The sequence below is a fragment of the Nocardioides ginsengisegetis genome, from assembly GCF_014138045.1.
Taxonomy (GTDB): Bacteria; Actinomycetota; Actinomycetes; order Propionibacteriales; family Nocardioidaceae; genus Nocardioides; species Nocardioides ginsengisegetis.
The window spans coordinates 3,797,193-3,820,841 of sequence record NZ_JACGXA010000001.1; the positions used below are offsets into that span (position 1 = coordinate 3,797,193).

The window sequence follows — 23,649 nt, forward strand, 5'->3', positions numbered from 1 at the left end:
CTGACGCGCGGCGACACCCAAGGATTGGTCAGACGGCCTATGTCCTCCTGGTGAAGGCGACCTTCCCGCCGGCCTGCTTGGTCATCGTGAACTTCGGATCATGGGCCCGGGCGTGGTGGTGCGGGCAGAGCAGCATCCCGTCCTTGTTGGTCTCCCCGCCCTGACTCCAGGGGATCGGGTGGTGCCCGTGACACAGCCCCGGCGGCCAGTCACATCCCTCGGCGTTGCAGCCGCCCTGCTCGATGGCCATCGCGATCCGCTGCGACTCGCTGTGGAACCGGCGCTTCCGGCCCAGATCCAACACCTGGGACTTCCCACCCAGCACGGCCGGGATGATCCCCGCCTCGCACGCCAGCCGGCGGGCCTGGCCGGCGGTGACCCGCTCACCGGTGTCCAACGAGGCTGCTTTGAGGCCGCCCATCAGGGTGGAGATGTCCATCGTCACCACCACGGTCGCGGACACACCGCCGGCCTTGGGGAGCAACTTGGTCGGGTAGCGCTCGATCAGCTCGACGAACGCCTGCCCCATCCGCTCGGCACTGGGCCTGCGCTCACCGAGGCCGCCGTCGACCGCGGCCCGGTGCTTCGGGGCCGCGAACGCCAGCAGCGCCTTCTTCAGCATCGCGGCCTGCGCGGACGGCAGCGTGAACCGTCCGTGCACCTTGCCGTGCCCGTCATCGGTCATGGTCAGCTTGGTGGACCGGGCGGCGTCGCGTTCCTCGGCCTCGAGCTGCTTCGCCTCGTGGGCCTCGGCAGCCTCGGGGTCCAGGAACTCCAGGATCCGTCGGCCCAGCCTCTTCAACGCCTGCGCGTCGTGCTCGGCGGCGAACTTGATCAGCAACGCCTCGGCCTCGTCGCGATGCTCGGTCGGGAGGACCTCGACCGCATCGACGATCACCCGCGCCTGCTCGACCAGCACGTCACCCGCGGCGACCGCCGTACGCAGGGCGGGCCTTGCGGCCAGCGCGACCGCGAGGCGCATCTTCCCGTGCGCAGACGTCCGGGTCTGGTGGGTGGCGTGGGCCCAGAAGTTCGTCGTCGAGGTCGCGCCCACCGACTCCCCGACGCCGACGATCTTGGCGTGCGCGGCGACCCGCAGCTCGATCTCCTGCGCCCGAGCGACCATCCGGGTGGCCTCAGCCAGAGTCGCGGCGGCCTCCTCCGTCGACATCGACCACAACGACGCATCCGAGACCTCGTCCAAGCTTGCGTGGACAGCGGCAACAGCGCGCGACACCTGGTGTCGAGGAGGCTGCTGGACCATCGCTGTCATGGATCAATTCCAGCAGGGACCACCGACAAAACCGCAGGCCAGAGCCCCTATTTGCGATCGAGAAAGGTAAAGAATCGAGAGAATTTGAAACCTGGATCACGACGGTCGAGCCAGGCGGCCGAAAGCCAGGAATCAGGGCCCGGAGGCACCCTGTGTGAACCCTGCGATGACCACGGAAATCAATGAATCTACGCGCCGAAGGCGCGAGGCCCCGCACTCGACGTCGGCGAACAAGACCCCAGATTGGTTCACCGGGTTTCGAGACGCTCGCTGGCGCTCGCTCCTCAACCACCGAGGGCGCTGATGGCGCTAATGACAGGTATCGGCGATGCCACGTTCCGCACCATCGAGCGCGCCCCAATGCTGAGCCCATGACCGAATGCACCTTCCCGTCCGACTTCCTCTGGGGCGTCGCCGTCGCCCGCCTCCAGGTCGAGGGCGACAACACCGACAGCGACACCTGGCTCGCCGAGCAGGTCGTGCCGTCGGTGTCAGGGACCCCTCCGGCAAGGCCTGCAACGGCTACGAGCAATGGCGCGAGGACATCGGTCGGGATGGCCCCGATCGTCACGTTCAACCACTCCACGTCGCCGCACTGGTCCGCCATGCGCGGCAGCTGGCTCGACCCCGAGGCGCCGGCTCTCTTCGCCCGCTACTGCGACGCCCGCCAGCTCGAGCGGACGACGCTCGAGGCGGCCACCGAGGCGACCGGTGTGCCGGTCCTCGGCTACGGCCACCAGCTGGGTCTGCACGCGGTCGACCGGCAGACGTTCGAGCGCACGCCCAAGCCGAGCGCCGGGGTCTACGCGGCGTACGTGAGCAGCAGCGGGCCTGATCAGAGCGCATCCAGCACCGGCCGTACGTCGCCCCCGGTGCCGACCCAGCCGACGCCCGGCTCGAGGTGCCGGACCACCCGAGCCGGGTTGCCGGCAACGACGGAGTGGTCGGGCACCTCCCCGCGGACGACCGCCCCGGCCGCGACGACGACGTTCCGGCCGATCTGCGCGCCGGGGAGGATGACGGCCGCGTGGCCGATCCACGACCCGGACCCGATCCGCACCGGCTGGTGCGGCCCGAGCTGCTCGCCGATCGGGCGCGTCGGGTCCTGGTAGCCGTGGCTGGCATCGGTGACGAAGACGCCCTGCCCGCACCACACCGCGTCGCCGAGCTCGATCGAGGAGTGGGCGGTGATGCTGGTCCGGGCGCCGAGGACGCACCGGTCGCCGATCACGAGGGCGCGTGCGGGGATGTTGGTGTCGCCCGGGCCGTAGCCGACGCTCAGCGTCACCTGCCGCCCGATCAGCGTGTCCTCCCCGACGTGGATCGAGCCGGTGTTGAGGAGCGTGGCCGGCGGGAAGCCGATGCTGCTGCCGGCGCCGAAGGTCCCGAAGGCCTCGGCCGCGCGCGTCCCCGGCACGATCTCGCCCGCGCGGTCGATGCCGTGCCAGGCGGCGTGGACGACGGCGTTGACCACTCGACCGACTCGGTTCACGCAGTGACGGTAGCGTTCCGGCGCACGTCGGCGATCCATCGACGGGCTGGCAATCCTGTTGAGCCCGCGTTCACGATCCTGTTGGCTTGAGCGGGAATGCTGGGGCGAACGTCCGGCGTTGCCGACCACAAGCACCTCTCGAACGAAGGACCCCCATGTCTTCTCCGGTCTCCTCGGGCACGGACCAGGCCCCCGACTACGGCGTCCTTCGCTGGTTGGTGGCAGCAGCGTTCGTCGTGATCCTCAACGAGACGGTCATGTTCAACGCGCTGCCGAGCCTGATGCGCGAGTTCTCCGTCGACGTCACGACCGCCCAGTGGCTCTCGACCGCCTTCATGCTGACGATGGCCGTGGTCATCCCGATCACCGGCTGGTTCCTCCAGCGCGTGACGACGCGGCAGGCGTTCGGCCTGGCGATGACGGTGTTCTGCATCGGCACGCTGATCTGTGCGTCGGCCCCCGTCTTCTGGGTGCTGCTGCTGGGGCGCATCGTGCAGGCGTCCGGCACGGCGGTGATGATGCCGCTGCTGATGACGACGCTGATGACGATCGTCGCGCCCGGTGACCGCGGCAAGGTCATGGGCAACGTGACGCTGGCGATGTCCGCGGCGCCGGCCCTCGGCCCGACCGCGTCCGGCTTCATCCTCGAGGTCGCCAGCTGGCGCTGGATGTTCGGCATCGTGCTCCCGATCGCCGCCACCATCGGCATCGTCGGCATCACCCGGCTCCGCAACGTCGGTGAACCCCGCGCCCTGTCGCTCCACGTGCCCAGCGTCCTGCTCTCCGCGATCGGCTTCGGCACGCTCGTCTACGGCCTCGCCCAGTTCGGCCGCGGCGGCGACGCCCGCACCGAGGGCGCGATCTTCGCGGCCGTCGGTCTGGTGTTCGTGGCCGCGTTCGTGCTGCTCCAGGTGCGCCTGCAGCGTGAGGACCGACCGCTGCTCGACCTCCGCACGCTCCGCCGCCCGACGTACCGCCTCGCCCTGCTCACCATGGCGGGCGCCTTCGCCGGCATGTTCGGGTCGATGCTGATCCTGCCCGTTTACCTCCAGAACGTCCGCGACCTGAGCACCCTCCAGACCGGCCTGCTGATGATGCCGGGCGGTCTGGCGATGGGCCTGCTCGGCCCGCGCGTGGGTCGCTGGTTCGACAAGCACGGCAGCCGCCCGCTCGTCGTGCCCGGCGGCCTCGGGGCCATCGCGGCCCTGGGCATCCTCACCCAGGTCAGCCTCACGACGCCGATCCCGATGATCCTCGGCGCGCACGTGCTGCTGATGGTCTCGCTGGCCCTGATCTTCACGCCGGTCTTCACCCTCGGCCTCGGCGACGTCCCGCCGCACCTCTACTCGCACGGCAGCTCGCTGCTCGGCGCCCTCCAGCAGGTGGCCGGCGCGATGGGTACGGCGATCGTGGCGACCCTGATCGCCTGGCGCACCACCCACCTGCTCGGCCAGGGCGACGACCCGCTGACGGCCCAGGTCGGGGGCATGACGGCGGGCTTCTGGTTCGGCGTCGCGCTGACCACGCTGGTCTTCGGCATGCTGCTCAAGCTGCCCAACCGGGCGCACGTCCCCGAGCCCGAGGCCGTGACCGAGGCGCAGCTCCCCGCGCCGGCCGAGGCCGTCCCGCTGACGCAGCACGAGGGCTGAGCGAGGGCCCGCGACGGGTGAGGTCGGCCTCCGCCTCGCGCCCCTAAGGTGAACGGATGCATGACCTGCAACGTGGCGCCGCGGTGTCCGATCCACTCACGCCGTACCTCGACGTCGACCGCTCCCGTCCCGAGCACGAATGCTGGGTGACCGGACACATGGTCGCCGGACTCGACGGCACGGCGGCGGTGGGCGGTCGAGTCGGTTCCCTGTCCACGGCTCCGGACCAGGCGCTGTTCCGCAGGATGCGCCAGATCGCCGATGTCGTGCTCGTCGGCGCCGAGACCGTACGCCGCGAGGGATACGGCCCGGTGCGGCTCGACGAGCAGGCCCAGGAGCTGCGTCGGCGCGACGGTCGGTCATCGACGCCGCCACTCGCCGTGGTCAGCCGGTCGCTCGACTTCGACTGGACCGCCAAGGTGTTCGCCGAGGCGCCCGAGGACGCCCCCACCCTTGTCATCACCTGCGCGTCGGCGGATCCGGTGCGCCGGGCCGAGGCCGAGAAGGTGGCGGTCGTGCTGGTGGCCGGCGAGGACCGCGTCACGCCGGCGGCCGCGATGCAGGCGCTCGCCCAGCTCGGCCACCGGGTCGTGCTCTGCGAAGGCGGACCGACCTGGCTCGGTGAGCTGGTTGCCGCGGACCGCCTCGACGAGCTCTGCCTCTCCATCTCCCCGGTGATGGGCGGCGACCCGCTCCCGGTCGCCGTCACCCCACCGGGCGGTGGGCTCGCGGCGTTCGAGCTGAAGGGCGCCATGGTGGAGGACAGCACGCTCTTCCTGCGCTACGAGCGCGGGTCACAGGGAGGTGGTGGACATGAGTGAGGACGCCTTCAGCACGTTGATGGCCTCGGTCGATCCTCCGTTGGTCGTGCTCACCACGGTGGCCGACGACGAGTGGGCCGGTTGCCTGGTGGGCTTCCACGCCCAGTCGAGCATCACGCCCCAGCACTACTGCGTGTGGTTGTCGAAGGCGAACCACACCTACCGCGTCGCCCTGCGCGCCACGCACTTCGCGGTGCACTACCTGACGCCGCAGGACTTCGCCGTGGCGGAGCACTTCGGCACGCTGACCGGTGAGGACACCGACAAGTTCGCCGACGTGGACGTCGACGTGGACCCGAACGGGGTCCCGCTGCTCAGGGCGTGTCCGAGCCGGATGTCGCTCGAACGAATCGCCCTCCTCGACGACGGCGGCGACCACGTCTGCCTCACCACCCGGGTCGTGTCGGCCCACAGCGACGGCGACTTCGTGCCCCTGCGCGTCTCGGGCGCGGCCCACCTCGAGCCCGGCCATGCCAGCGAGGAGCGGGCGATCCAGCCGTAGGCGGCCCGGTTGCTGACGTTCAGCGACTCGTCGACGGCGAACAGGTCGGCTCGGGGCCGTCGAGCGCGGTGTTCCAGTGCGCCCGCCACACGAAGCACGGCCGGTCCTGGGCGGGGTCAGCCGGGGACGACGTCGGGCTGGTGTCGGTGACCACGCGACCGATCGGGTCGGGCACGGGGATGGCGGCGTGGCTGGGCGGGGCGGCGAGGGCGCCGAGAGCGGTGACGGACACGACGGCCGCAAGGGTGACGTTCATGGTGGCTCCTTCTCGGAGAGTGGCCTCCGGGGGACTGACCCCCGGAGTGGGGACACCACCAAGGTCGAGCGCCGCGACCCCCTGTTGACGCCGGCTGACAGAAGTTGACGGCCGGACTGCTCGTGGACACCCGCCTCGTCCCGGCGCATGCTGGATCCGACGTGTCGTACCTGTCCCGGGAGGTCACGTGGGTGCACTGCCGCGACCCGCGATCCCGCCGGGAGCCCAGCGGGACCTGAACGACGCGCTCCACGACCTGCACCACCGGTCCGGCTGGCCGAGCCTGAGGGTCCTGGCCCGCGAGGCGGGATGCAGCCACACCACCGTCTCCGGCGTCTTCTCCGCACCCCGGCTGCCCGCCTGGGGCGTGCTCGAGGTGCTGGTCGAGGCGATGCACGGCGAGGTCGGGCAGTTCCACTCCCTCTGGCTCGCCGCCAGCACGCCGACCGAAGTGACCGGCCCAGCCCAGCCCAGGATCGCGGGCCGCCGCCGCGAGCTCGCCGTCGTGCGCAAGCACCTCGAGTCCGGCAGCGGCCTGCTGCTCGTGGCCGGCGAGGCCGGGCTGGGGAAGACCCGGCTCGTCGACACCGCCGCCACCGTCGAGGCGGGGGACGTCTTCGTGGCCCGAGGCAGCTGCCTGCCGCTGTCCACCGAGGTCCCGTTCCTGCCGATCGCCGACGTGCTGAGGGCGGTCCACGCGGTCGACGAGGGCCAGTGGCTCAAGGAGGCGCTGGCCGAGTGTGCCGCCTTCGTGCCCGGGGCGCTGCGGGCACTGCTGCCCGAGCTGGACGCGACCGGTCTCGGGGCCGAGCCCCAGGGCGACTGGTCCCGGCAACGCCTGTTCACCGCCGTCGGGGCGACGTTGGGCGCCCTCGCCGGCATCCGGCCGCTCGCGGTGCTGATCGAGGACCTGCACTGGGCGGACTCCGGCACCCTCGACCTGCTCGAGCACCTGCTCGCCCGGGGCGCGAGGTGGCCGTTGCTCGGGACGTGGCGGCTGGACGACCCCGCCACAGCCACGGCCACGCTCGACTGGTTCACCGTCGTACGCCGGCTGCCGGACGCCGACGTCCTCGAGCTCGCCCCGTTGAGCCGTGACGAGACCGGGGAGCAGCTCGCGCTGCTGCTGTCCCACCCTGCCGATCCGGACCTGGTCGACCGCGTCTACCAGCGCACGCTGGGTCAGCCCCTCTTCACCGACCAGCTCTCGGCGACGCCCGAGGGCTCGGGCGACCTGCCCCGGCTCCTGGTCGACCTGCTCGACCGACGCCTCGAGGGTCTGGCAGACGGGGCCTGGGCCGTGGCCGGCGCCCTCGGTGTCGCCGACCGGGCGTTGACCGACAGCCAGCTGGCCGACGTCACGCAACTGCCTCCTGCAGGCCTCGCGAGCGGACTGCGCGACCTCGCCGCACGACGCCTGCTGACGGAGCCCTCGCGACCGCGCGAGGTCGAGCTGCGCCACCCTCTCCTCGCCGAGGCGATCCGTCGCCGCCTGGTCGCCGGCGAGGCCGCGGAACAGCACCGCCGGCTCGCGGAGGCGCTCGCCGCGGGACCGGACCCGTCGCCGGCGGAGATCGCGACGCACTGGCAGGCCGCCGACGACCCCGCGCAGGAGCTGGTCTGGCGGATCCGAGCCGCGCGGGCAGCCGAGGACCGGTTCGCGATGGCCGGCGCCGCGGAGCAGTGGCTGCGCGTCCTGGAGCTGTGGCCGCCCGACGCCGCGACCGCCGGTTCCCCGCCCATCAGCCGGTGGACGGCGTACGCCGCGACCGCCGACGCCCTGGAGGGCTCGGGCCAGATCGGGCGTTCCGTGGACCTCCTCGAGGGGGCCCTCGCGTGGGCGTCGGACCTGTCGTCGGACGAGACGGCCGACCTCTACGGCCGGGTGGGCGGCTACCGCACCTTCTTCCAGCAACCGGCGGCGGGGCTGCCGCTGCTGGACAGGTCGATCGCCCTCTACGAGCAGTTGCCACCGTTCGCGGGGTATCCGCGAGCGCTCAACGAGCGGGCCACGGCCCAGATCAACCTTGGCCGGTCCGCTGAGGCCGTGGCCGACCTCGCCAGGGCGGTCGAGGTCAGCCTCGCGCTCGACGACCCGGCTGCTCAGCGCCGATACCGTGTCGCCCAGGCCCGCCACGACTACTACCTGCCGGGCGACCGGATGGACGCGGTCGCGCGGATCTCCGCCCAGGCGGCGCTGGTCCTCCCCCGTCCCGACCCGGTGGGCGACATCGAGGCGGCCCTGGCCCACACCGACATGCTGCTGCAGGAGGGCGCCGACGCGGACACGGTCGAGGAGGCCGCGCGGCGAGGGCTGGAGGCCGCGGCCACCTGGGGCATCGAGGACTTCCTGACGTCGATGCTGCTCGTCAACGTGTCGGAGGCATTCCTGCGCGAGGGACAGGTGGCCCGTGCCGCTGCCCTCATCGACCCGGTCACCGACGACACGTCGGGCAACGACCGGTATCCCCTCCGCCTGCAGCGCGCCCGGCTCGACGCGCTGCGGGGTGAACCGGGGGCCGTGAGCCGGCTCGGTGCGCTCGACGAGATGGTCCCCACCATCCGGTCCTGGTTCGTCCCCTGGGCCGCCGAGGTGGAGCTGTGGTGCGGCCGGCCCCGTCAGGCACTGGACCAGCTGCTCGCCGACCTGGAGTGGCGGGCCCCGGCGAGCGTGCCGCCGCCCGGCTCCGACACGTTCATGCTCATGGCCCGGGCGGCCGCCGACATCGTCGCGCAGACCGGCACCGCCGCCCGTCGCCGACAGCGTGCCGAGCTCGTGGATCGGCTGCACCGGGCGCGCGCGGACGCGGACGCGCTCCCCCTCGACGACTACTGCATCCGGAACGTGGCCACGTCCGCCTTCGACGCGACGTACGCCGCGGAGCTGGCGCGCCTCACCGGCGAGCAGTCGGTCGAGCCCTGGGTGGCCGCCGCGTCCGCGTGGGACAGGATCCACCGCCCCCACGAAGCGGCGTACGCCCGCTGGCGCGCGGCGCAGGTCGCGCTCGCCGGAGGTCAGGCCTCCACGGCCGCCACGCTGCTGCGCAAGGCGGGTCGGCAGGCCAGGGAGCACGTCCCCCTGCTCAGCGCGATCGCCGCGACGAGGTGAGGTGGGCGGCTCAGGCCTGGACGAGCGAGACCAGCTGGGCCACGAGGACGACCAGGCCGAGCACGCGCCGGAACGGGCTCGCGCCGCGGACGACCTCGTCGAGCGCCCACACCAGCAGCGCTCCGTGCCGGATCCCGGCGACGGCGGTCGCGTGCGTGGTCGAGAGGTCGAACCTGCCCAGCACCACCGCGGCCAGCCACACGCACAGCGCCGGGTTGGGCAGCTGCCACAGGGTCAGCCGCCCGTCCGGGGAGCGGAACCACCAGGACCCGGACGTCAGACGGGCGGCGGGGCTCGGGGCGGTCGTCGCGGAGGAGGTCACCCTCAGAACGTACCCAGACCCTGTGCGGGCGATGTCAGCATGGGCGGATGGACACGGCCCGCGACCTGCTCGACGCCGAACGCCGGGTGGCGCTCCTGCGCCTGGCGGCCCTGACCGGCGACTTCGAGGGTGTGGTGGCGGCGTCCCGGGACAGCAACGCCGACGACGAGCACGACCCGGAGGGCGCGACGATCGCGTTCGAGAGGTCGCAGGTCTCGGCGCTCGTGCTGCAGGTGCGGGGTCATCTGGCCGAGGTCGAGGCCGCCATCCAGCGCCTGGAGGACGGCACCTACGGGACCTGTGAGCGGTGCGGACAGCCCATCGGGAAGGCCCGGCTCGAGGCGCGGCCGGCGGCGGCCACGTGCATCGGCTGTGCCTCCGCGCTCTGACGAAGCCCGGGAACGCGGCCGATGCCGTATCGTCGCTGGAGTTGAAGGGACGGCTCTGCAAGTCGTCCTGGCCGCACACGATGTCGCGGCTTGTGTCTCGTACTCCTGGTTTCCGTTCGCTGGACATCAGCACAGGTGGATGTCTTCAGCAGCTCGGGGGCACCTCGCCCCCGGCACGAGAACAAGGGAACAGATCATGGCCAAGGGCACCGTCAAGTGGTTCAACGCTGACAAGGGTTTCGGCTTCATCTCGCAGGAGGACGGCGGCGAGGACGTGTTCGTCCACTTCTCCGCCATCCAGTCCGGCGGCTACAAGTCGCTCGATGAGAACCAGAAGGTCGAGTTCGACCTCGCCAAGGGCCCGAAGGGTCCCCAGGCCGAGAACGTCCGCGTCTCCTGATCCATCCACGGAGGGCCTCGACCGCTTCTGCGGTCGGGGCCCTTCGTGCGTCTTCTCAGGCGTTCTGACGAGGTCTACCGTCAACAAGTAGGACGTCGTTGCGGAGGTCTGAGATGAGGGGTGCCTGGGAGCTGCTGACCTCGGGGCCAGTCGATGCCGACCGATCGGTGCTGTTGTTGCCGGGCGGGGCGAACGCGGCCCGCTCGTTCGATCTCGTCATGGCCGAGCCGGCGCTGGCCGGCGTACGCATGGTCGCCACGACGCTGCCCGGCATGGCCGGCGCTCCGCTGACTGGCGACCTGACCGTGCCCGGGCTCGCCCGTCGGGCCGGGGAGCTCGCCAAGGAGCACGACTGCGACGTGGTGGTGGGCTTCTCCCACGGAGCCTCTGTGGCCCTGGAGATGCTCCTGTCTGGTCACTTCCACGGGCCGGCAGTGCTGCTCGGCATCAGCATGACCACCGAGGACGAGGCCGGCTTCTTCGTGAAGGTGGTCCGGCTGTCGCAGAAGGTGGGGAGCTGGCCGATGGGCACCCTGCTCACCCTCCTGCCCGTGATGGTGAGGTCCGCCAAGATCCGGGAGCCGCACAAGCGGGAGCTGATCGCCGACCTCAAGCAGAACAAGGCGCGCGACGCGGTCAAGGTGAGCGCGGCGTACCTCGACTACGTGGCGCAGGAGCGGGACTTCGCCGCCGAGCTGGTCGCCACGGGCCAGCCGGTCTGGGTGATGCACGCCGAGAAGGGGGACGGTGACCTCTCGGACGCCGAGCGCGCCACCCTCGAGGCGGCGGCCCACGTCACCATCGTGACCCTCCCCGGCTCGGTCTTCCTGCTCCCCGACGAGGCGCCGCAGCAGTGCGCCGAGGTGATAGCCGCGGCGGTGGCGGCGACGCGCTGATCCAGCCGGCCGGATCGGATGGTCCGATTTCCGTCACCCAGCGTCCGCCTTGGCTCTAACCTGAAAGGACGGTGGCGGGTCATCGGTTCGGGGGGCAAGGGAACCGACTGGGAGGGGGTCACCATGGGCATCTCGACGCTCTACACGATCGGTACCGTGCTCAACCGCGCCCACGACAACGGGCTCGAGGTGGAGCTCCTCGTGGACGGCCACTGGATCAAGGGCGTCGTCGCTGCGGTCGACGGGTTCGGGGTCGTCCTCGCCTCGAACGGCGACCGGCACGCCGTGGTCCGCATGGAGGCGGTCTCGGCGGTGACCATCGCCGAGCGCGTCCCGCAGCGCGAGGAGATCACCGTCGGGGCGCACCCGATGCCTGGGCCTGCCTGACTCAGCCTGACGCTTCGTCGTCGGACCCTTGGCGACGGCGAGTGAGTTCGCTAACCCGGTTGGCGACCTTGCCCGACGTGTTGGCGGCCCGCTCACGGGCCTGGCTGCCGAGGCGCTTGCCGGCGCCCACGGCGTCGGCTCCCTTGGTCCGCGCCCGGTCGCGGACCTCTGCTGCGGCAGCGGCCCACCGCCGCGTCTCCACGGAGTCCCGAGCGGCGCTGATGCCGAGTCGCTCGTTGAAGTCACCCACGGACGTGGTGACGCTGGTGCTCGCCTGGACGACGGCCGGGGACTGGATCGGGTTGAAGAGGACCCGGGAGTTGGCCCTCGCGGCCGCCGCCTGGATCCGGCCGACGAGCTGCTCGGTGCTCCGCGAGATGGTGTCGAGGCGGTCCTGGCGGGCGGCCCGGAGGCCCAGGCGGTGCCCCTCGAGGTCCTCGGGCGCCGTCTCGAGGACGCGGTCGAGCTCGAGGATGCCGATGCCCTCCTGGAGCTGGAAGCAGCGCGCGAGCACGGCGAGCCACTCTCGTGTCTTGGCCTCGGCATCGTTGGCCGTCTTCATCAGGTCGGCGATCGTCGACCTCCGCTCGAGCTTCTCGGCGAGCGCGTCCAGCTGGAGCAGGGCGTAGGCCTGGGTGTCCGCGATCGTGCCCGTCGAGGCCTGGACCTTGGACCAGGTGACCTCGTTGACGCGACCGACGTGCTCACGGATCGCCATGGCCTCCTCGATCTGGAGCCCGACGCCGATCATCTGCGCGAGGACGGAGTCCCGCTGCGCGCGAAGGACCTCGTCGAGCTTGGCATCGATGACGGCCAGGTAGTCCGTGATCTCGTCCATGGCCTGCTGCATCGCGAGCTGGGCCATCAGCGCCGGCGCACCGGCGAGCAGCTTGGGGTTGGCCGGGAGCTGGCCGGGCCCCTTGTCGAGCTGGATCCACGACTTGCTGGCGCCGGGCTTGCCGATCATGGCGTGGCTGACGCCGGGCGTCTTGGTCGGGGTCAGCCCCCCGAGCTCCTTGATCTTGCGCGCGGACTCCTCGGTCAGCCGGACCCAACGGGCGGAGTCGGCGACCTGGGCGGAAGCCGCCGCGTGGGCCGAGGCCCCTTGGAGGCCGGCCGACCCGAGGTTCAGGAGCCTGCTGAGTCGCGGCAGTCCGAGGTCCTTCGACGGCAGGCCCAGCGTTTCGAGGAAACGTTCGACGGCTGAGGACTCTCCGATGACGGCCAGGCCATCGCCGTCACTGATCAGCTCGATTTCGTTGTCCAACGTGGGCTCCTTGTGTTGCGTCCCGAGCAGGTAGCACGGTGTTGCGGACGGCCAACCCGGCCACCCCTGTGTGGCGTGACGTTACGCGGCGGCCGGGGCCTCAGGACCCGGCGCGCTCCTGGGCGTCCCGCGCCCCGGCTTCCACGCGATCGCGGTGGGCCGCCCAGTCATAGCCGTCGATGATGTTGCCGTCGCCGGCGTACCTGCCGACGGCACCATCGATCAGCTCGCGTACGACGTCCATGTGCCCGGCATGGCGGGCGGTCTCGTCGACCATGTGCACCAGCATCCCGCCGAGCGTGACCTCGGCGTGGCGGCTCGTGGGGATCCGGCCCGGAGCGTCCAGGGCGAGCGGCGCGAACGTCTCCTGCGCGTGCTCCCAGCTCGCGCGGTAGAGGTCGATCACCCAGGCCGACGTCGACTCCGGGCGGACCCACAGGTCGTCCTGAGGGTCGGCGTCGTCGTCGGTGAGGAAGTAGAGCTCGCCCTCACGCGGGAAGGGACGGCCGAACGTCGTCCCGAAGTACTCCGCCTGCAGGCTGGCCAGGTGGAGCGTCACCCCGAGCAGGTTGGTCGAGGTGGGTGTCATGGGTCGGCGCAGGTCGTACTCCGTGAGGCCGTCGAGCTTGTGGAGCACAGCCTCGTTGAGTCGATCGAGATGACCGATGAGGTCGGACTTCAGGTCCGGGGTGTCCATCCGCGCCCTCTCACGACATCCGCTGGTCGCGGAAGAAGCCGTCCAGCAGGGCGGCCGACTCGTCGGCGAGCACCCCGGAGACCACCTCGGGCCGGTGGTTGAGCCGACGGTCGCGGACGACGTCCCAGAGGCTGCCGACGGCACCGGCCTTCTCGTCGTACGCCCCGAAGACGACGCGCTCGACGCGGGCGAGGACGGCGGCGCCGGCGCACATCGTGCAGGGCTCGAGGGTCACGACGAGCGTGCAGCCCTCGAGGCGCCACTCGCCGCGAGCCTTCGCCGCAGCCCGCAGGGCGACGACCTCGGCGTGGCCGGTGGGGTCGGCGTCGGCCTCGCGGACGTTGCGGCCGGTGCCGATGACCGTGCCGGTGGGGTCGAGGACGACGGCGCCGATCGGGACGTCACCGGTGGCGAGGGCGGCGCGCGCCTCGTCGAGGGCGGCGAGCATCGGCTCGCGCCAGGGACCAGTCACGCGTTGGTGAGGCCGACCGCGTCGTCGAAGAGCTCGCCGAAGCCGAGGCGCCGGGCCACGTCGGAGAGCATCTCGTCGGGGTAGAGGTCGAAGTCGTCGAGCAGCACGCCGAGGTCCATGGCGTGCATGCCGAGGTCGCCGAGGAGGTCGAGGTCGCCGGCGGGGACCTGGTCGTCCTCGTCCTCCGGCTCGGGGAGGCCCAGGAAGGCGATCGCCGACGCGGCGAGCTCCCACTCGTCGGCGGCGGTGATGTCGGAGAGCAGGACGCGGGTGCTGGACCCGGCCACCCGGACGATCAGGAAGAAGTCCTCGTCGATGGCGACCATCCCGACCGCGCCGCCGTCGCCGGGGAACCGGCGCAGCGCGTGGGAGAGCGTGTCGATGTCGCCGAGCACGTCGTGCGCGAGCTCCTGGACCGTCCAGACGCCTTCCTCGCGGTAGGCCGCGAGAGCGAAGTCAACTCCGTCGATGCTGTCGGACATGTCACTCCTCCGCCCTCTGCACTGGTGTCCTCGGGTTGGGGACGTCTCCAGACTGTCAGAACGTATCCGTGCGGCCAAGCCCCTTTCGGGCTGGTGCAACGGGACTGCTGGCGTCCGGGGTCGGGGCGGACTCGACTAGGGTTTCGCCCATGCGCACCCACGTCGTCGACCACCCCCTCGTGGCCCACAAGCTCACCGCCCTGCGTGACGAGAACACCGACTCGCCGACGTTCCGTCGCCTCGCCGACGAGCTGGTGACGCTGCTGGCCTACGAGGCGACCCGCGACGTGCGCGTCGAGCCGTCGCAGATCAACACCCCCGTCGCCCCGACCACCGGCGTGAAGCTGGCGACGCCCAAGCCGCTGGTCGTGCCGATCCTGCGCGCCGGCCTGGGCATGCTCGACGGGATGATGCGGCTGCTGCCGACCGCCGAGGTGGGCTTCCTCGGCATGGTGCGCAACGAGGAGACGCTGGAGGCGTCGACGTACGCCGAGCGCCTGCCCGACGACCTGTCCGGCCGCCAGTGCTACGTCCTCGACCCGATGCTGGCCACCGGCGGCACCCTCGCCGCGGCGATCAAGTTCCTCACCGACCGGGGCGCCGACCACATCACCGCGATCTGCCTGCTCGCCGCCCCCGCGGGCTGCGCCCGCCTCGAGGCCGACCTGGAGGGGCTCGACGTGCCCGTCACCGTCGTGACCGCCGCCATGGACGAGAAGCTCAACGACAAGGGCTACATCGTGCCCGGTCTCGGCGACGCCGGTGACCGGTTGTACGGCGTCGCCGGCTGAGGCTGCCCCACGCTTCTGCGTGCGCACGATCATCATTTCCCGCTGGGACGTGATGATCCTGCGCACGCACCCGGGAGGGATCACCGGTTAACCGGTGATCCCTCCCTTTGTCCACAGGCAATCCGCCCGCGGGTGCCATCACGGCGCGCCACGGGCATGGATCAGCCATGAGCCCTTGGCGCCCTCGATGCGACCCGCCCCCTCGCCTCGTCCGACCCGTCCCGCTGGACTCGACCGGCCGCACCGGTCCGACGCGCGGTCAGTCGCAGCGCGGGCGATGGCGTCAGACGAGCAAGGGCCTCTACGTCCCGGCCGGTGTGGACTCCACCGTCCCCGAGCAGCGGGCCATCGAGCAGTCGGCGCGGCTCGGGCCGAGCGGCGCCGTGACCGGGTGGGCGAGCTTGCGGCTGCAGGGCGCGGCGTACTTCGACGGCTACGGCCTCGACGGGCGCACGCCGCGCCCCCTGCTGCTCGCGAGCCCGGACCGCCAGCTGCGCCCGTCCGAGGCCGTGCGGGCCCTCCGCGAGCCCGTTCCACCCACCGAGCGCATCCTCGCGCACGGAGTCTGGGTCACCTCGCCCGAGCGCGCCCTGCTCGATGAGATGTGCGGCCTCGACCTGTGGGAAGGCGTGGTCGCGGCGGACATGGCAATGGCGGCCGCACTGACCTCGCTGGCCCGGATGCGGCGGTACGTCGCGAGCCGGCCCAGACGTCGGAACCGGCAGCTCGTGCTGGACATGTTGGCCCTCGCCGACGAGCACAGCGCGTCTGCCCGCGAGACCCTGACCCGACTCGTATGGGTCATCGTCGCCGGGTTGTCGCCGCCGCTGTGCAACCAGCCCGTGTTCTCCCTTCATGGCGAGCTGCTCGGGGTCCCGGACCTGTTCGACCCGGAGTCGGGGACGGTCGTGGATTTCGACGGGTCGGACCACAGGTCGACCGTCGCCCGACACCATGACGTGGGGCGAGAGGAGCTGATGAGGGTCCATGGGCTCGAGTACGTCACCGTCCTCGAACCGGATCTGCGTGACCGGGCCCGACTGGGCGCCCGCTTCGTCGACGCGCGTGAGCGCGGCCTGGGACGCGTGTGCCGCGACGATGCGTCCTGGACGCTCATGCCGCCTCCCGGCTGGCCGATGCCGATCTCCCTCGACGATCGACTCGATGTCGCGGACCTGAGCGCCGAAGCCCGGGCGACCGCGCGATGGTGACCCCGCCCGAGTGCGCACGATCATCATGACCGCGCGCTGCCTGATGATCCTGCGCACTCAGCCGGGAGGGATCACCGGTTAACCGGTGATCCCGACCCACCCCGGTCAGCCCGGGAAGACCTGGACCGTCCCGGTCGCGACGAGCAGCAGGATGACCAGGACGAGCAGGCCGAGCGCGGCGTAGGCCCACTCCTTGTTGATCCGGGTCTCGTCGGACTCGGGGGCGTCGTACCGGTGCCCGTCCGGGCCCGGCCGCAGGTCGTCGTCGTCAGTCATGCCCTGTCAACGCCCGACCTGCCGTTTGGTCACCAACGGCACGTTTTCGGGGCGGTTGGTTGCCGTTTGGTCACCAACGGCAACCAACCGCACCCGGCTCAGAGGGCCTTGACGGAGTTCAGCAGCTTGCCGAGCGAGTCCTTGGCGTCACCGAACAGCAGCGTGGTCTTCGGGTCGAAGAGCAGCTCGTTCTCGATGCCGGCGAAGCCCGGCCGCATCGACCGCTTCATGAAGACGATCTGCTGCGCCTCGTCGGCGTTGAGGATCGGCATGCCGTAGATCGGCGCGCCGGGCGTCGTCTTGGCCGCCGGGTTGACCACGTCGTTCGCGCCGACGACGAGGACCACGTCGGTGTGCTTGAACTCGCCGTTGATGTGGTCCATCTCGATCAGCTGCTCGTAGGGCACCTGCGCCTCGGCGAGGAGCACGTTCATGTGCCCGGGCATCCGGCCGGCGACGGGGTGGATGGCGTAGTCGACCTTGGTGCCGCGCGCGATCAGCACGTCGACGAGCTCGCGCAGCGTGTGCTGGGCCTGCGCGACGGCCAGGCCGTAGCCGGGCACGATGATCACGCGGTCGGCGTACCCCAGCAGGATCGCGACGTCCTCGGGCCCGGCCGACTTGACCGGACGGTCCGAGGCCACGCCGGCGCCGAGGGTCGAGCCGCCCTTGAGGGCTCCGAAGAGGATGTTGGCGACCGAGCGGCCCATGGCCTTGGCCATCAGCAGGGTCAGGAACGTACCCGAGGCACCGACGAGCGTGCCGGCCACGAGGAGCACGACGTTGGACAGCACGTAGCCACCGGCCGCCACCGTGAGGCCGGTGAAGGCGTTGAGCAGCGAGATCACGATCGGTACGTCGGCGCCGCCGACGGGCAGCACGAGCAGGAGCCCGATCAGCAGACCGACGAGGCACAGCACGACACCGAGCCAGACGTGCGACTCGATGACGAGGCGCACCGAGAGCACCAGCGTGGTGGCCAGCGCTATCGGGAAGACGTAGCGCAGGCCGGGGAAGACCACGGGCCGCGACGTCATCAGCTCCTGGAGCTTGGCGAAGGTGACGATCGAGCCGGCGAACGAGATCGAGCCGACCGCGATCGTGAAGGCGGTCGCCACGATCACGAACCAGTTCACCGAGTCCTGCACCGGCACCAGCTCGCGCAGCTCCAGCAGCGCCACCAGCGCGGCCGCGCCACCGCCGACGCCGTTGAACAGCGCCACCATCTGCGGCATCTGGGTCATCTGCACGCGCTGCGCGCCGAGCACACCGCCGGCGGTGCCGATCGCGATCGCCACCAGGATCAGCGGCACGTGCTTCAGGTCGAGGTAGAGGAACGGGATGATCACCGCGACGACGGCCGCGACCGCGCCGATGATGTTGCCGATCCGGGCGGTCTTCGGCCCGGACAGCCCCTTGAGCGCGAGGATGAAGCAGACCGCACAGGCGAGGTAGGTCAGCTGGACCCAGGTCGGCGTCATGCGGCACCCCCGTCGCTGGAGGCGGGAGCGGCAGCAGCCTTGGGCTTCTTCCGCGTGAACATCTGCAGCATCCGGTCGGTGACCACGAAGCCGCCGACCATGTTGACCGCGGCGAGCACGATCGCGACCAGGCCGACGACGAGAGCGACATTGTTGTCGGTCGTGCCGGTGACCAGGATCGCGCCGAGCAGGATGATCCCGTGGATCGCGTTGGCGCCGGACATCAGCGGCGTGTGCAGCGTCGAGGAGACCTTGGAGATCACCTCGATGCCGACGAAGACGGACAGGACGAAGATCGTCAGCCAGACGACGGCCTCGCTCATGCGGACTCCCCCTCGAGGGCGATGCGGGTGGGTTCGTGGCGGATCGTGCCGTCGTGGGTCACGCACGACCCCGCGACGATCTCGTCCTCGAAGTCGGGCGCGAACGCCGGGTCCTGCTCCTCCGAGGCGGTCCGCGTCATCAGCGTGACCAGGTTGACGACGTTCTGGGCGTAGAGCCTCGAGGCCGGCCCGGGCATCTGGCTGGGCACGTTGCGTCCGCCCCACACCTGCGCGTTGCCGATCCGCACCACCTCACCGGGCACCGAGCCCTCGACGTTGCCGCCGGTCTCGGCCGCGAGGTCGACGACCACGGAGCCGGGCTTCATCTGCTCGACCATCTCCCCGGTCACCAGCATCGGAGCCTGCCGGCCGGGCACTGCGGCGGTCGTGATGAGCGCGTCGGCGTTGGCGATGTACGGCGTGAGCAGCTCGCGCTGCCGCGCCGCCCGGTCCTCGGTCATCTCCCGGGCGTAGCCGCCGGCGCCCTCGAGCGTCTCCAGCTCCAGCTCGATGGCCTTGGCGCCCATCGACCGGATCTCCTCGGCGGCTGCAGCGCGGACGTCGTACGCCGAGACCACCGCGCCGAGCCGCTTGGCCGTCGCGATCGCCTGCAGGCCCGCGACACCGGCGCCGAGCACGACGATCTCCGCCGGCGGGACGGTGCCCGCCGCGGTCATGTTGAGGGGGAAGAAGCGCCGCAGCATCCCGGCCGCCACGATCGCGCAGCGGTAGCCCGCGACGAGCGCCTGCGAGGACAGCGCGTCCATCGACTGCGCCCGCGAGATCCGCGGCACCAGCTCCATCGCGAACGCCGTGACCCCGCAGTCGCGCAGGTCGCGCACGGTGTCCGGCTCCTGGTTGGTCGGCAGGAACGAGATCGTGGCGGTGCCCGCGGGCAGCGTCCGGATCGTCGCGGTGCTCAGCGGCTGCACCGACACGACGAGGTCCGCGCCGTGCAGCGCGCCCTCCTCGACGGTGGCGCCGGCCTGCTCGTAGTCGTCGTCGGCGATGAGGGCGGGCTGTCCGGCTCCGGGCTCCACGGCCACGTCGTACCCGAGCTCGGTCAGCTTGCCGACCAGCTCGGGCACCATCGCGACACGTGACTCACCGTCACGGGTCTCCCTGGCTACAGCGATCTTCACGCGTCGCAACCTAGGCCAGATTCCGGATGCCGAACAGGCATCTCACCCGATGTGGTCGTGACGGATCCAACAGTCAGCGGCCGATCGGGAGCTCCTCGACCACCTCGTGGCGCGGCCGGCCGCGTGGTCCCTCGCCGAGATGCGAGGCGATGAGTGCTACCCGCTCGGCCCTCCAGACCGGCCCCGCGTAGCCGTCCAGCAGCCGCACCCAGCTCGACACCTCCGCCGGTCGGCCCAACCGGGCGAGGGTCAGGTGCGCACGGAACCGCTGCCCGTCGACCGCGATCCCGGTCCGCGACGCCGCGGCCCGGGCTCCGGTCGCGAGCCGGTCCAGCTCGGTCCGCCCGTGCTCGTCGAGGTCCAGCCCGGCCCACACGACGCGGGCCCGCGCGACGTTGGGGAAGGCGCCACCGCCGGCGATCCGCACGTCGAACGGCGTACGGCGCCCCGCCGCGCGCCCCAGCCGCTCGACCAGCTCGTCGAGATGGCGGTCGGCGACCTGCGCCAGGAACGCGAGCGTCACGTGGACCTGCTCGGGCGCGGCCCACCGGAAGTCGGCCGCGGCCCGCCGGGGCTCGAGGAAGTCGTCGAGGTGCTCGACCGCCTCGGCCGGCGGCACCAGCGCCACGAACATCCTCATCGCGGGGGTCACCCCACGTGGGTGCCGAGCAGCGCTCCGATCGCGTAGGTCACGGCCATCGCGAAGGCACCGCCGCCGACGTTGCGCACCACGGCGCGGCTCCAGGGCCCGTAGCCCATCTTGGCGCTGATCCAGCCGGCGATGCCAAGGGCGATGAGCACGGCGACGACCGTCACCGGCACCCGCGAGCCGTCCGGGAAGAGCGTGATCGTCAGCAGCGGCAGCAGGGCGCCGACCGTGAAGGCCAGCATCGAGGCCCAGGCCGCGTGCCAGGGGTTGGTGAGGTCGTCGGGGTCGATGCCGAGCTCGGCCTCGGCGTGCGCCCGCAGGGCGTCGTGCTCCGTGAGCTCGACCGCGACCTGCATGGCGAGCTCCTCCGAGAGCCCTTTCTGGACGTAGATGTCGGCCAGCTCGGCGAGCTCCTCCTCGGGCTCCTCGACGAGCTCGCGACGCTCCTTGTCCAGCAGCGCCTTCTCCGAGTCGCTCTGGGTGCTGACCGAGACGTACTCGCCGGCCGCCATCGACAGGGCGCCGGCCGAGAGGCCGGCCACGCCGGCGACCAGGATCGCGTTGGTGTCGCTGGTCGCCCCGGCCACGCCCATGACGATGCCGGCCGTCGACACGATGCCGTCGTTGGCGCCGAGCACGCCGGCCCGCAGCCAGTTGAGGCGGTTGCCGATGCCACTCTCGTGGGGCTCGTCGTCGTGCGGGCCGACCTCGAGGTCGGGCAGGTCGCCGGTGTCCGTCGTCATGGGTAGATCCTCGGATCCGTGTCGGTCCCCCGCAAGCAAGGGAAGGCTGGGCTCACCGGCCTGCGTCACAGTCCGAGGTCGCGCCCGATCAGCATCTTCATGATCTCGTTCGACCCGGCCCAGATCTTCGTGACGCGAGCGTCACGCCAGGCGCGGGCGACGCGGTACTCGTTCATGAAGCCGTAGCCGCCGTGCAGCTGGACGCAGTGGTCGAGCACGTCGTTCTGCACCTGCGAGGTCCACCACTTGGCCTTGGCGGCGTCGACGGGCGTGAGCTCGCCGCGGGTGTGCTTCATGATGCAGAGGTCGACGAACGCCTGGGTGACCTCGATCTGGGTGACCAGCTCGGCCAGCAGGAACTGGTTGTGCTGGAAGTTGCCGATCGCCTGGCCGAAGGCCTTGCGGTCCTTGGCGTACTGGATGGTCTCCTCGAGGATCTGCGCGGCGTGGGCGAGGTTGGTGATCGCCGAGCCGAGGCGCTCCTGCGGCAGGAACTGCATCATCGAGATGAAGCCGGTGTCGAGCTCGCCGATCAGGTCGTCGTTGCTGACCCGGACGTCCTCGAAGGCCAGCTCGGCGGTGTCGGACTCGTCCTGGCCGACCTTGTCGAGCACGCGTCCGACCGAGAAGCCGGCCTTGTCGGTCTCGACGCCGAAGAGCGAGATGCCCTTGGCCTTCTTCTCCGGCGAGGTCCGCGCGGCGACCACGATCAGGTCGGCGCTGCCGCCGTTGGTGATGAAGGTCTTGGAGCCGTTGATGACCCAGTCGTCGCCGTCGCGGACGGCGGTGGTCTTGAGGTTGGCGAGGTCGGAGCCGCCGCCGGGCTCGGTCATGCCGATGCCGGTGAGCAGCTCGCCGCTGCAGAACTTCGGCAGCCAGCGCTTCTTCTGCTCGTCGGTGGTCAGGTGCACGAGGTACGGCGCCACGATGTCGGCGTGGATGCCCACGCAGCTCGGCAGGGTCATGTTGACCTTGGCCAGCTCCTCGGTGAGCACCGCGTTGAAGCGGTAGTCGCCCGCCTCGGACCCGCCGAACTCCTCGGGGATCTCCAGGCCCAGGAAGCCCTGGGCGCCCGCGGCGAGCCAGAAGTCGCGGCTCAGGCCGTGGTTCTGCTCGTACTCCTCGAGGTGCGGCACGACCTCGCGGTCCAGGAACTCCTTGACGGAGCTGCGGAAGGCCTCGTGGTCCTCGTCGTAGATCTCGCGCTTCATGGCCGCGATCCTACTGCCGGGTAACCGGAGCCGAACAGGCGTCGTGGCCCGTCTCACGCGCGCGGGTCGTCGACCCGTCCGAGGAAGAGCGGCGTGCCGTGCACGACGTCGTGGATGACGAAGACGAAGGGCCGGTCCACGTAGACCTGCGCGTCCGGGAGCATCGCCGAGGTCTCGCTCATCACCACCGCGGTCGCGGCCGCCGCCTCGGTGCCGTCCTCGTCGACGGCGACGAACGCCTCGTGGAGCACGGCCGAGATGTAGAGCCGCGCGTCCCGGGTCATGCCGGAGAAGTCGGCGTGGTCGGGGTCGAACGCGGTTGGCATGCCGAGACCGGGCAGCACGTCCGTCAGCGGGCTGGTCGAGCGGAAGGTCCAGCGTGGCAGGAACAGCTCGACCGGCGTGTGCCGGACCGACCCGAGGATGTCCGGGAGTCCGCCCCCAGCGACCAGGGCGAGCACGTCGGCGCGGCGCCCACGGTCAGGCAGCACGACCGTCATGGCGAGCCCACCCCCGGCGTACGGGATCCGCACGGCCTGCCAGCCATCACCGCTGCCCAGCGCGGTCGAGGCCAGCACAGCGGTCATGGTCGGCACCCCGACCGTGGTGCCGTCGGGGAGACCGAAGGCCAGGTCCTTGGTCTGCTCCTCGATGAACGGCTCGGCCCACGGCGCCTTGAGGTAGAGCGCGTTGACGAGCACGAGCCGGGTGAGCGGGTCGAGGACGCCGGCGGGGATGATCTCGGGGATCCGCTCGTGGGTCTGGTCGGAGGCCCACGCGTTGATGAGCCGCCGCACCCCCTCGACGTCGCGCTGGTAGTCGACCACCCGCATCCCGGTGCCGAACCACCGCGCGAGCGCGTCGAGGAAGTCGTCCTCCCACCGCACGTCGCGCTGGCCGAAGACCGCGTTCGCCGCAGACAGCTCGATCTCGGGCGGGTCCTCGCTGCCGTCGTCGACCGGACCGGCCAGCGCCTCGACCTGCTGGGTCAGCGCGTCCAGGCCCTCGTCCAGACCGGTGAGGTCGGCGGCGCCCAGCACGTCCAGCATCTCGCGCGCCGTCCGGCCGTGGGCGCCGTTGGCGGTCATGGTCAGGGCCACGGCCACCGAGTAGGGGCTGAAGGCGACGTTGCCGGGCTCGGCGACCAGGGCGCCGTACAGCCCGGCAGCGAGGGCGTGGACCGAGGCCGCGGCCGCGGGCGCGGCCTCGGGGTCACCCGGCGAGCGGCGCAGCCCGGAGCTGGCGAGCTCGAGCCGCAGCGGGCCCTGGGTCGGCGGCACCGACGGCTCCCGGGTGTCACAGGCGGCGAGCGGGACAAGGGCGCCCAGCAGCACGGCCAGGCGCAGGGTGTCGCGGCGAGTCAGGTCCACAGCGGTCGGACGGACCGGCCGCCACGGTGGTTCCCGTC

26 protein-coding genes are annotated in these 23,649 nt (G+C 71.4%); 10 read left to right on the top strand and 16 right to left on the bottom strand.

All coding sequences use genetic code 11. The features are described from left to right. Positions 1 to 37: 37 nt before the first annotated feature. Positions 38 to 1,171, bottom strand: coding sequence for an HNH endonuclease signature motif containing protein (locus FB382_RS18390; protein ID WP_246377248.1), 1,134 nt, complete (start codon positions 1,169 to 1,171; stop codon positions 38 to 40). 937 nt (positions 1,172 to 2,108) lie between these two features. Continuing rightward, on the bottom strand, positions 2,109 to 2,765 hold the full coding sequence (locus FB382_RS18395) for an acyltransferase (protein WP_343055663.1): 657 nt from the start codon (positions 2,763 to 2,765) through the stop codon (positions 2,109 to 2,111). Between the two features lie 155 nt (positions 2,766 to 2,920). On the opposite strand from FB382_RS18395, the gene FB382_RS18400 reads away from it, so the two are divergent. From FB382_RS18400 to FB382_RS18410, 3 genes are read left to right on the top strand one after another with little or no spacing between them, the layout of a single operon-like run. After that, positions 2,921 to 4,414 (top strand): MDR family MFS transporter, encoded by a 1,494-nt coding sequence (locus FB382_RS18400; RefSeq protein WP_182541116.1) that lies wholly within the window; start codon positions 2,921 to 2,923, stop codon positions 4,412 to 4,414. A 56-nt stretch (positions 4,415 to 4,470) separates the two neighbouring features. Then, on the top strand, positions 4,471 to 5,235 hold the full coding sequence (locus FB382_RS18405) for a pyrimidine reductase family protein (RefSeq protein ID WP_182541117.1): 765 nt from the start codon (positions 4,471 to 4,473) through the stop codon (positions 5,233 to 5,235). Next, positions 5,228 to 5,737: a flavin reductase family protein gene (locus tag FB382_RS18410; protein WP_182541118.1), complete on the top strand. Its 510-nt coding sequence runs from the start codon at positions 5,228 to 5,230 to the stop codon at positions 5,735 to 5,737. The genes FB382_RS18405 and FB382_RS18410 overlap by 8 nt, the downstream gene beginning before the upstream one ends. Positions 5,738 to 5,756: 19 nt before the next feature. Here the strand turns inward: FB382_RS18410 and FB382_RS18415 are convergent, their stop codons facing one another. Then, the gene (locus tag FB382_RS18415) at positions 5,757 to 5,993 is read right to left on the bottom strand and encodes a hypothetical protein (protein ID WP_182541119.1); all 237 of its coding nucleotides are present in this window, start codon (positions 5,991 to 5,993) and stop codon (positions 5,757 to 5,759) included. Between the two features lie 187 nt (positions 5,994 to 6,180). Here FB382_RS18415 and FB382_RS18420 point away from each other — a divergent pair, with 187 nt between their 5' ends. Further along, the gene (locus FB382_RS18420; protein WP_182541120.1) at positions 6,181 to 9,102 is read left to right on the top strand and encodes an AAA family ATPase; all 2,922 of its coding nucleotides are present in this window, start codon (positions 6,181 to 6,183) and stop codon (positions 9,100 to 9,102) included. Positions 9,103 to 9,112: 10 nt separating this feature from the next. Here FB382_RS18420 and FB382_RS18425 read toward each other — a convergent pair whose 3' ends face one another. Next, complete coding sequence (locus FB382_RS18425) at positions 9,113 to 9,424, bottom strand: hypothetical protein (RefSeq protein WP_182541121.1); 312 nt, start codon at positions 9,422 to 9,424, stop codon at positions 9,113 to 9,115. 47 nt (positions 9,425 to 9,471) lie between these two features. Here FB382_RS18425 and FB382_RS18430 point away from each other — a divergent pair, with 47 nt between their 5' ends. The 4 genes from FB382_RS18430 (at position 9,472) to FB382_RS18445 (ending at position 11,496) form a co-directional block, all read left to right on the top strand. Continuing rightward, positions 9,472 to 9,813 carry a TraR/DksA family transcriptional regulator gene (locus FB382_RS18430; RefSeq protein ID WP_182541122.1) on the top strand — a complete coding sequence of 114 codons (342 nt, stop codon included), beginning with the start codon at positions 9,472 to 9,474 and terminating at the stop codon, positions 9,811 to 9,813. Between the two features lie 196 nt (positions 9,814 to 10,009). Continuing rightward, positions 10,010 to 10,213: a cold-shock protein gene (locus tag FB382_RS18435; protein WP_125036838.1), complete on the top strand. Its 204-nt coding sequence runs from the start codon at positions 10,010 to 10,012 to the stop codon at positions 10,211 to 10,213. Between the two features lie 113 nt (positions 10,214 to 10,326). After that, positions 10,327 to 11,109 (top strand): alpha/beta fold hydrolase, encoded by a 783-nt coding sequence (locus FB382_RS18440; protein WP_182541123.1) that lies wholly within the window; start codon positions 10,327 to 10,329, stop codon positions 11,107 to 11,109. 123 nt (positions 11,110 to 11,232) lie between these two features. Then, entirely contained in the window at positions 11,233 to 11,496 is a 264-nt protein-coding gene (locus FB382_RS18445; protein WP_182541124.1) for an RNA chaperone Hfq, read from the top strand. Between the two features lies 1 nt (position 11,497). Here FB382_RS18445 and FB382_RS18450 read toward each other — a convergent pair whose 3' ends face one another. From FB382_RS18450 to FB382_RS18465, 4 genes are all read right to left on the bottom strand, one after another. After that, a complete protein-coding gene (locus FB382_RS18450) occupies positions 11,498 to 12,763 on the bottom strand; it encodes a hypothetical protein (protein ID WP_182541125.1) in 1,266 nt (421 codons plus the stop codon). 100 nt (positions 12,764 to 12,863) lie between these two features. Continuing rightward, complete coding sequence (locus tag FB382_RS18455; RefSeq protein ID WP_182541126.1) at positions 12,864 to 13,460, bottom strand: DinB family protein; 597 nt, start codon at positions 13,458 to 13,460, stop codon at positions 12,864 to 12,866. 10 nt (positions 13,461 to 13,470) lie between these two features. After that, the gene (locus FB382_RS18460) at positions 13,471 to 13,908 is read right to left on the bottom strand and encodes a nucleoside deaminase (RefSeq protein WP_182541623.1); all 438 of its coding nucleotides are present in this window, start codon (positions 13,906 to 13,908) and stop codon (positions 13,471 to 13,473) included. Between the two features lie 20 nt (positions 13,909 to 13,928). Further along, positions 13,929 to 14,414, bottom strand: a complete 486-nt coding sequence (locus tag FB382_RS18465) for a tRNA adenosine deaminase-associated protein (protein WP_125036879.1) — start codon at positions 14,412 to 14,414, stop codon at positions 13,929 to 13,931. A 149-nt stretch (positions 14,415 to 14,563) separates the two neighbouring features. Here FB382_RS18465 and upp point away from each other — a divergent pair, with 149 nt between their 5' ends. Continuing rightward, positions 14,564 to 15,205 carry a uracil phosphoribosyltransferase gene (gene upp / locus FB382_RS18470; RefSeq protein ID WP_182541127.1) on the top strand — a complete coding sequence of 214 codons (642 nt, stop codon included), beginning with the start codon at positions 14,564 to 14,566 and terminating at the stop codon, positions 15,203 to 15,205. Positions 15,206 to 15,606: 401 nt separating this feature from the next. Beyond that, positions 15,607 to 16,416, top strand: a complete 810-nt coding sequence (locus FB382_RS18475; protein ID WP_182541128.1) for a hypothetical protein — start codon at positions 15,607 to 15,609, stop codon at positions 16,414 to 16,416. 105 nt (positions 16,417 to 16,521) lie between these two features. On the opposite strand, the gene FB382_RS18480 is transcribed toward FB382_RS18475, so the two are convergent. From FB382_RS18480 to FB382_RS18515, 8 genes are all read right to left on the bottom strand, one after another. Further along, the gene (locus FB382_RS18480; RefSeq protein ID WP_182541129.1) at positions 16,522 to 16,692 is read right to left on the bottom strand and encodes a hypothetical protein; all 171 of its coding nucleotides are present in this window, start codon (positions 16,690 to 16,692) and stop codon (positions 16,522 to 16,524) included. 98 nt (positions 16,693 to 16,790) lie between these two features. Beyond that, positions 16,791 to 18,173, bottom strand: a complete 1,383-nt coding sequence (locus tag FB382_RS18485) for an NAD(P)(+) transhydrogenase (Re/Si-specific) subunit beta (protein ID WP_182541130.1) — start codon at positions 18,171 to 18,173, stop codon at positions 16,791 to 16,793. Further along, the gene (locus tag FB382_RS18490) at positions 18,170 to 18,496 is read right to left on the bottom strand and encodes an NAD(P) transhydrogenase subunit alpha part 2 (RefSeq protein WP_182541131.1); all 327 of its coding nucleotides are present in this window, start codon (positions 18,494 to 18,496) and stop codon (positions 18,170 to 18,172) included. Before FB382_RS18490 ends, FB382_RS18485 begins: the two co-directional genes overlap by 4 nt. After that, positions 18,493 to 19,638, bottom strand: coding sequence for a Re/Si-specific NAD(P)(+) transhydrogenase subunit alpha (locus FB382_RS18495; RefSeq protein WP_182541132.1), 1,146 nt, complete (start codon positions 19,636 to 19,638; stop codon positions 18,493 to 18,495). Before FB382_RS18495 ends, FB382_RS18490 begins: the two co-directional genes overlap by 4 nt. Positions 19,639 to 19,711: 73 nt before the next feature. Beyond that, positions 19,712 to 20,290, bottom strand: a complete 579-nt coding sequence (gene thpR / locus FB382_RS18500) for an RNA 2',3'-cyclic phosphodiesterase (protein ID WP_343055664.1) — start codon at positions 20,288 to 20,290, stop codon at positions 19,712 to 19,714. Beyond that, the gene (locus FB382_RS18505) at positions 20,287 to 21,030 is read right to left on the bottom strand and encodes a VIT1/CCC1 transporter family protein (protein ID WP_182541133.1); all 744 of its coding nucleotides are present in this window, start codon (positions 21,028 to 21,030) and stop codon (positions 20,287 to 20,289) included. Before FB382_RS18505 ends, thpR begins: the two co-directional genes overlap by 4 nt. Positions 21,031 to 21,095: 65 nt before the next feature. Further along, complete coding sequence (locus FB382_RS18510) at positions 21,096 to 22,241, bottom strand: acyl-CoA dehydrogenase family protein (protein ID WP_125036884.1); 1,146 nt, start codon at positions 22,239 to 22,241, stop codon at positions 21,096 to 21,098. Positions 22,242 to 22,294: 53 nt separating this feature from the next. After that, a complete protein-coding gene (locus FB382_RS18515) occupies positions 22,295 to 23,611 on the bottom strand; it encodes a serpin family protein (protein ID WP_182541134.1) in 1,317 nt (438 codons plus the stop codon). Between the last annotated feature and the right edge of the window lie 38 nt (positions 23,612 to 23,649).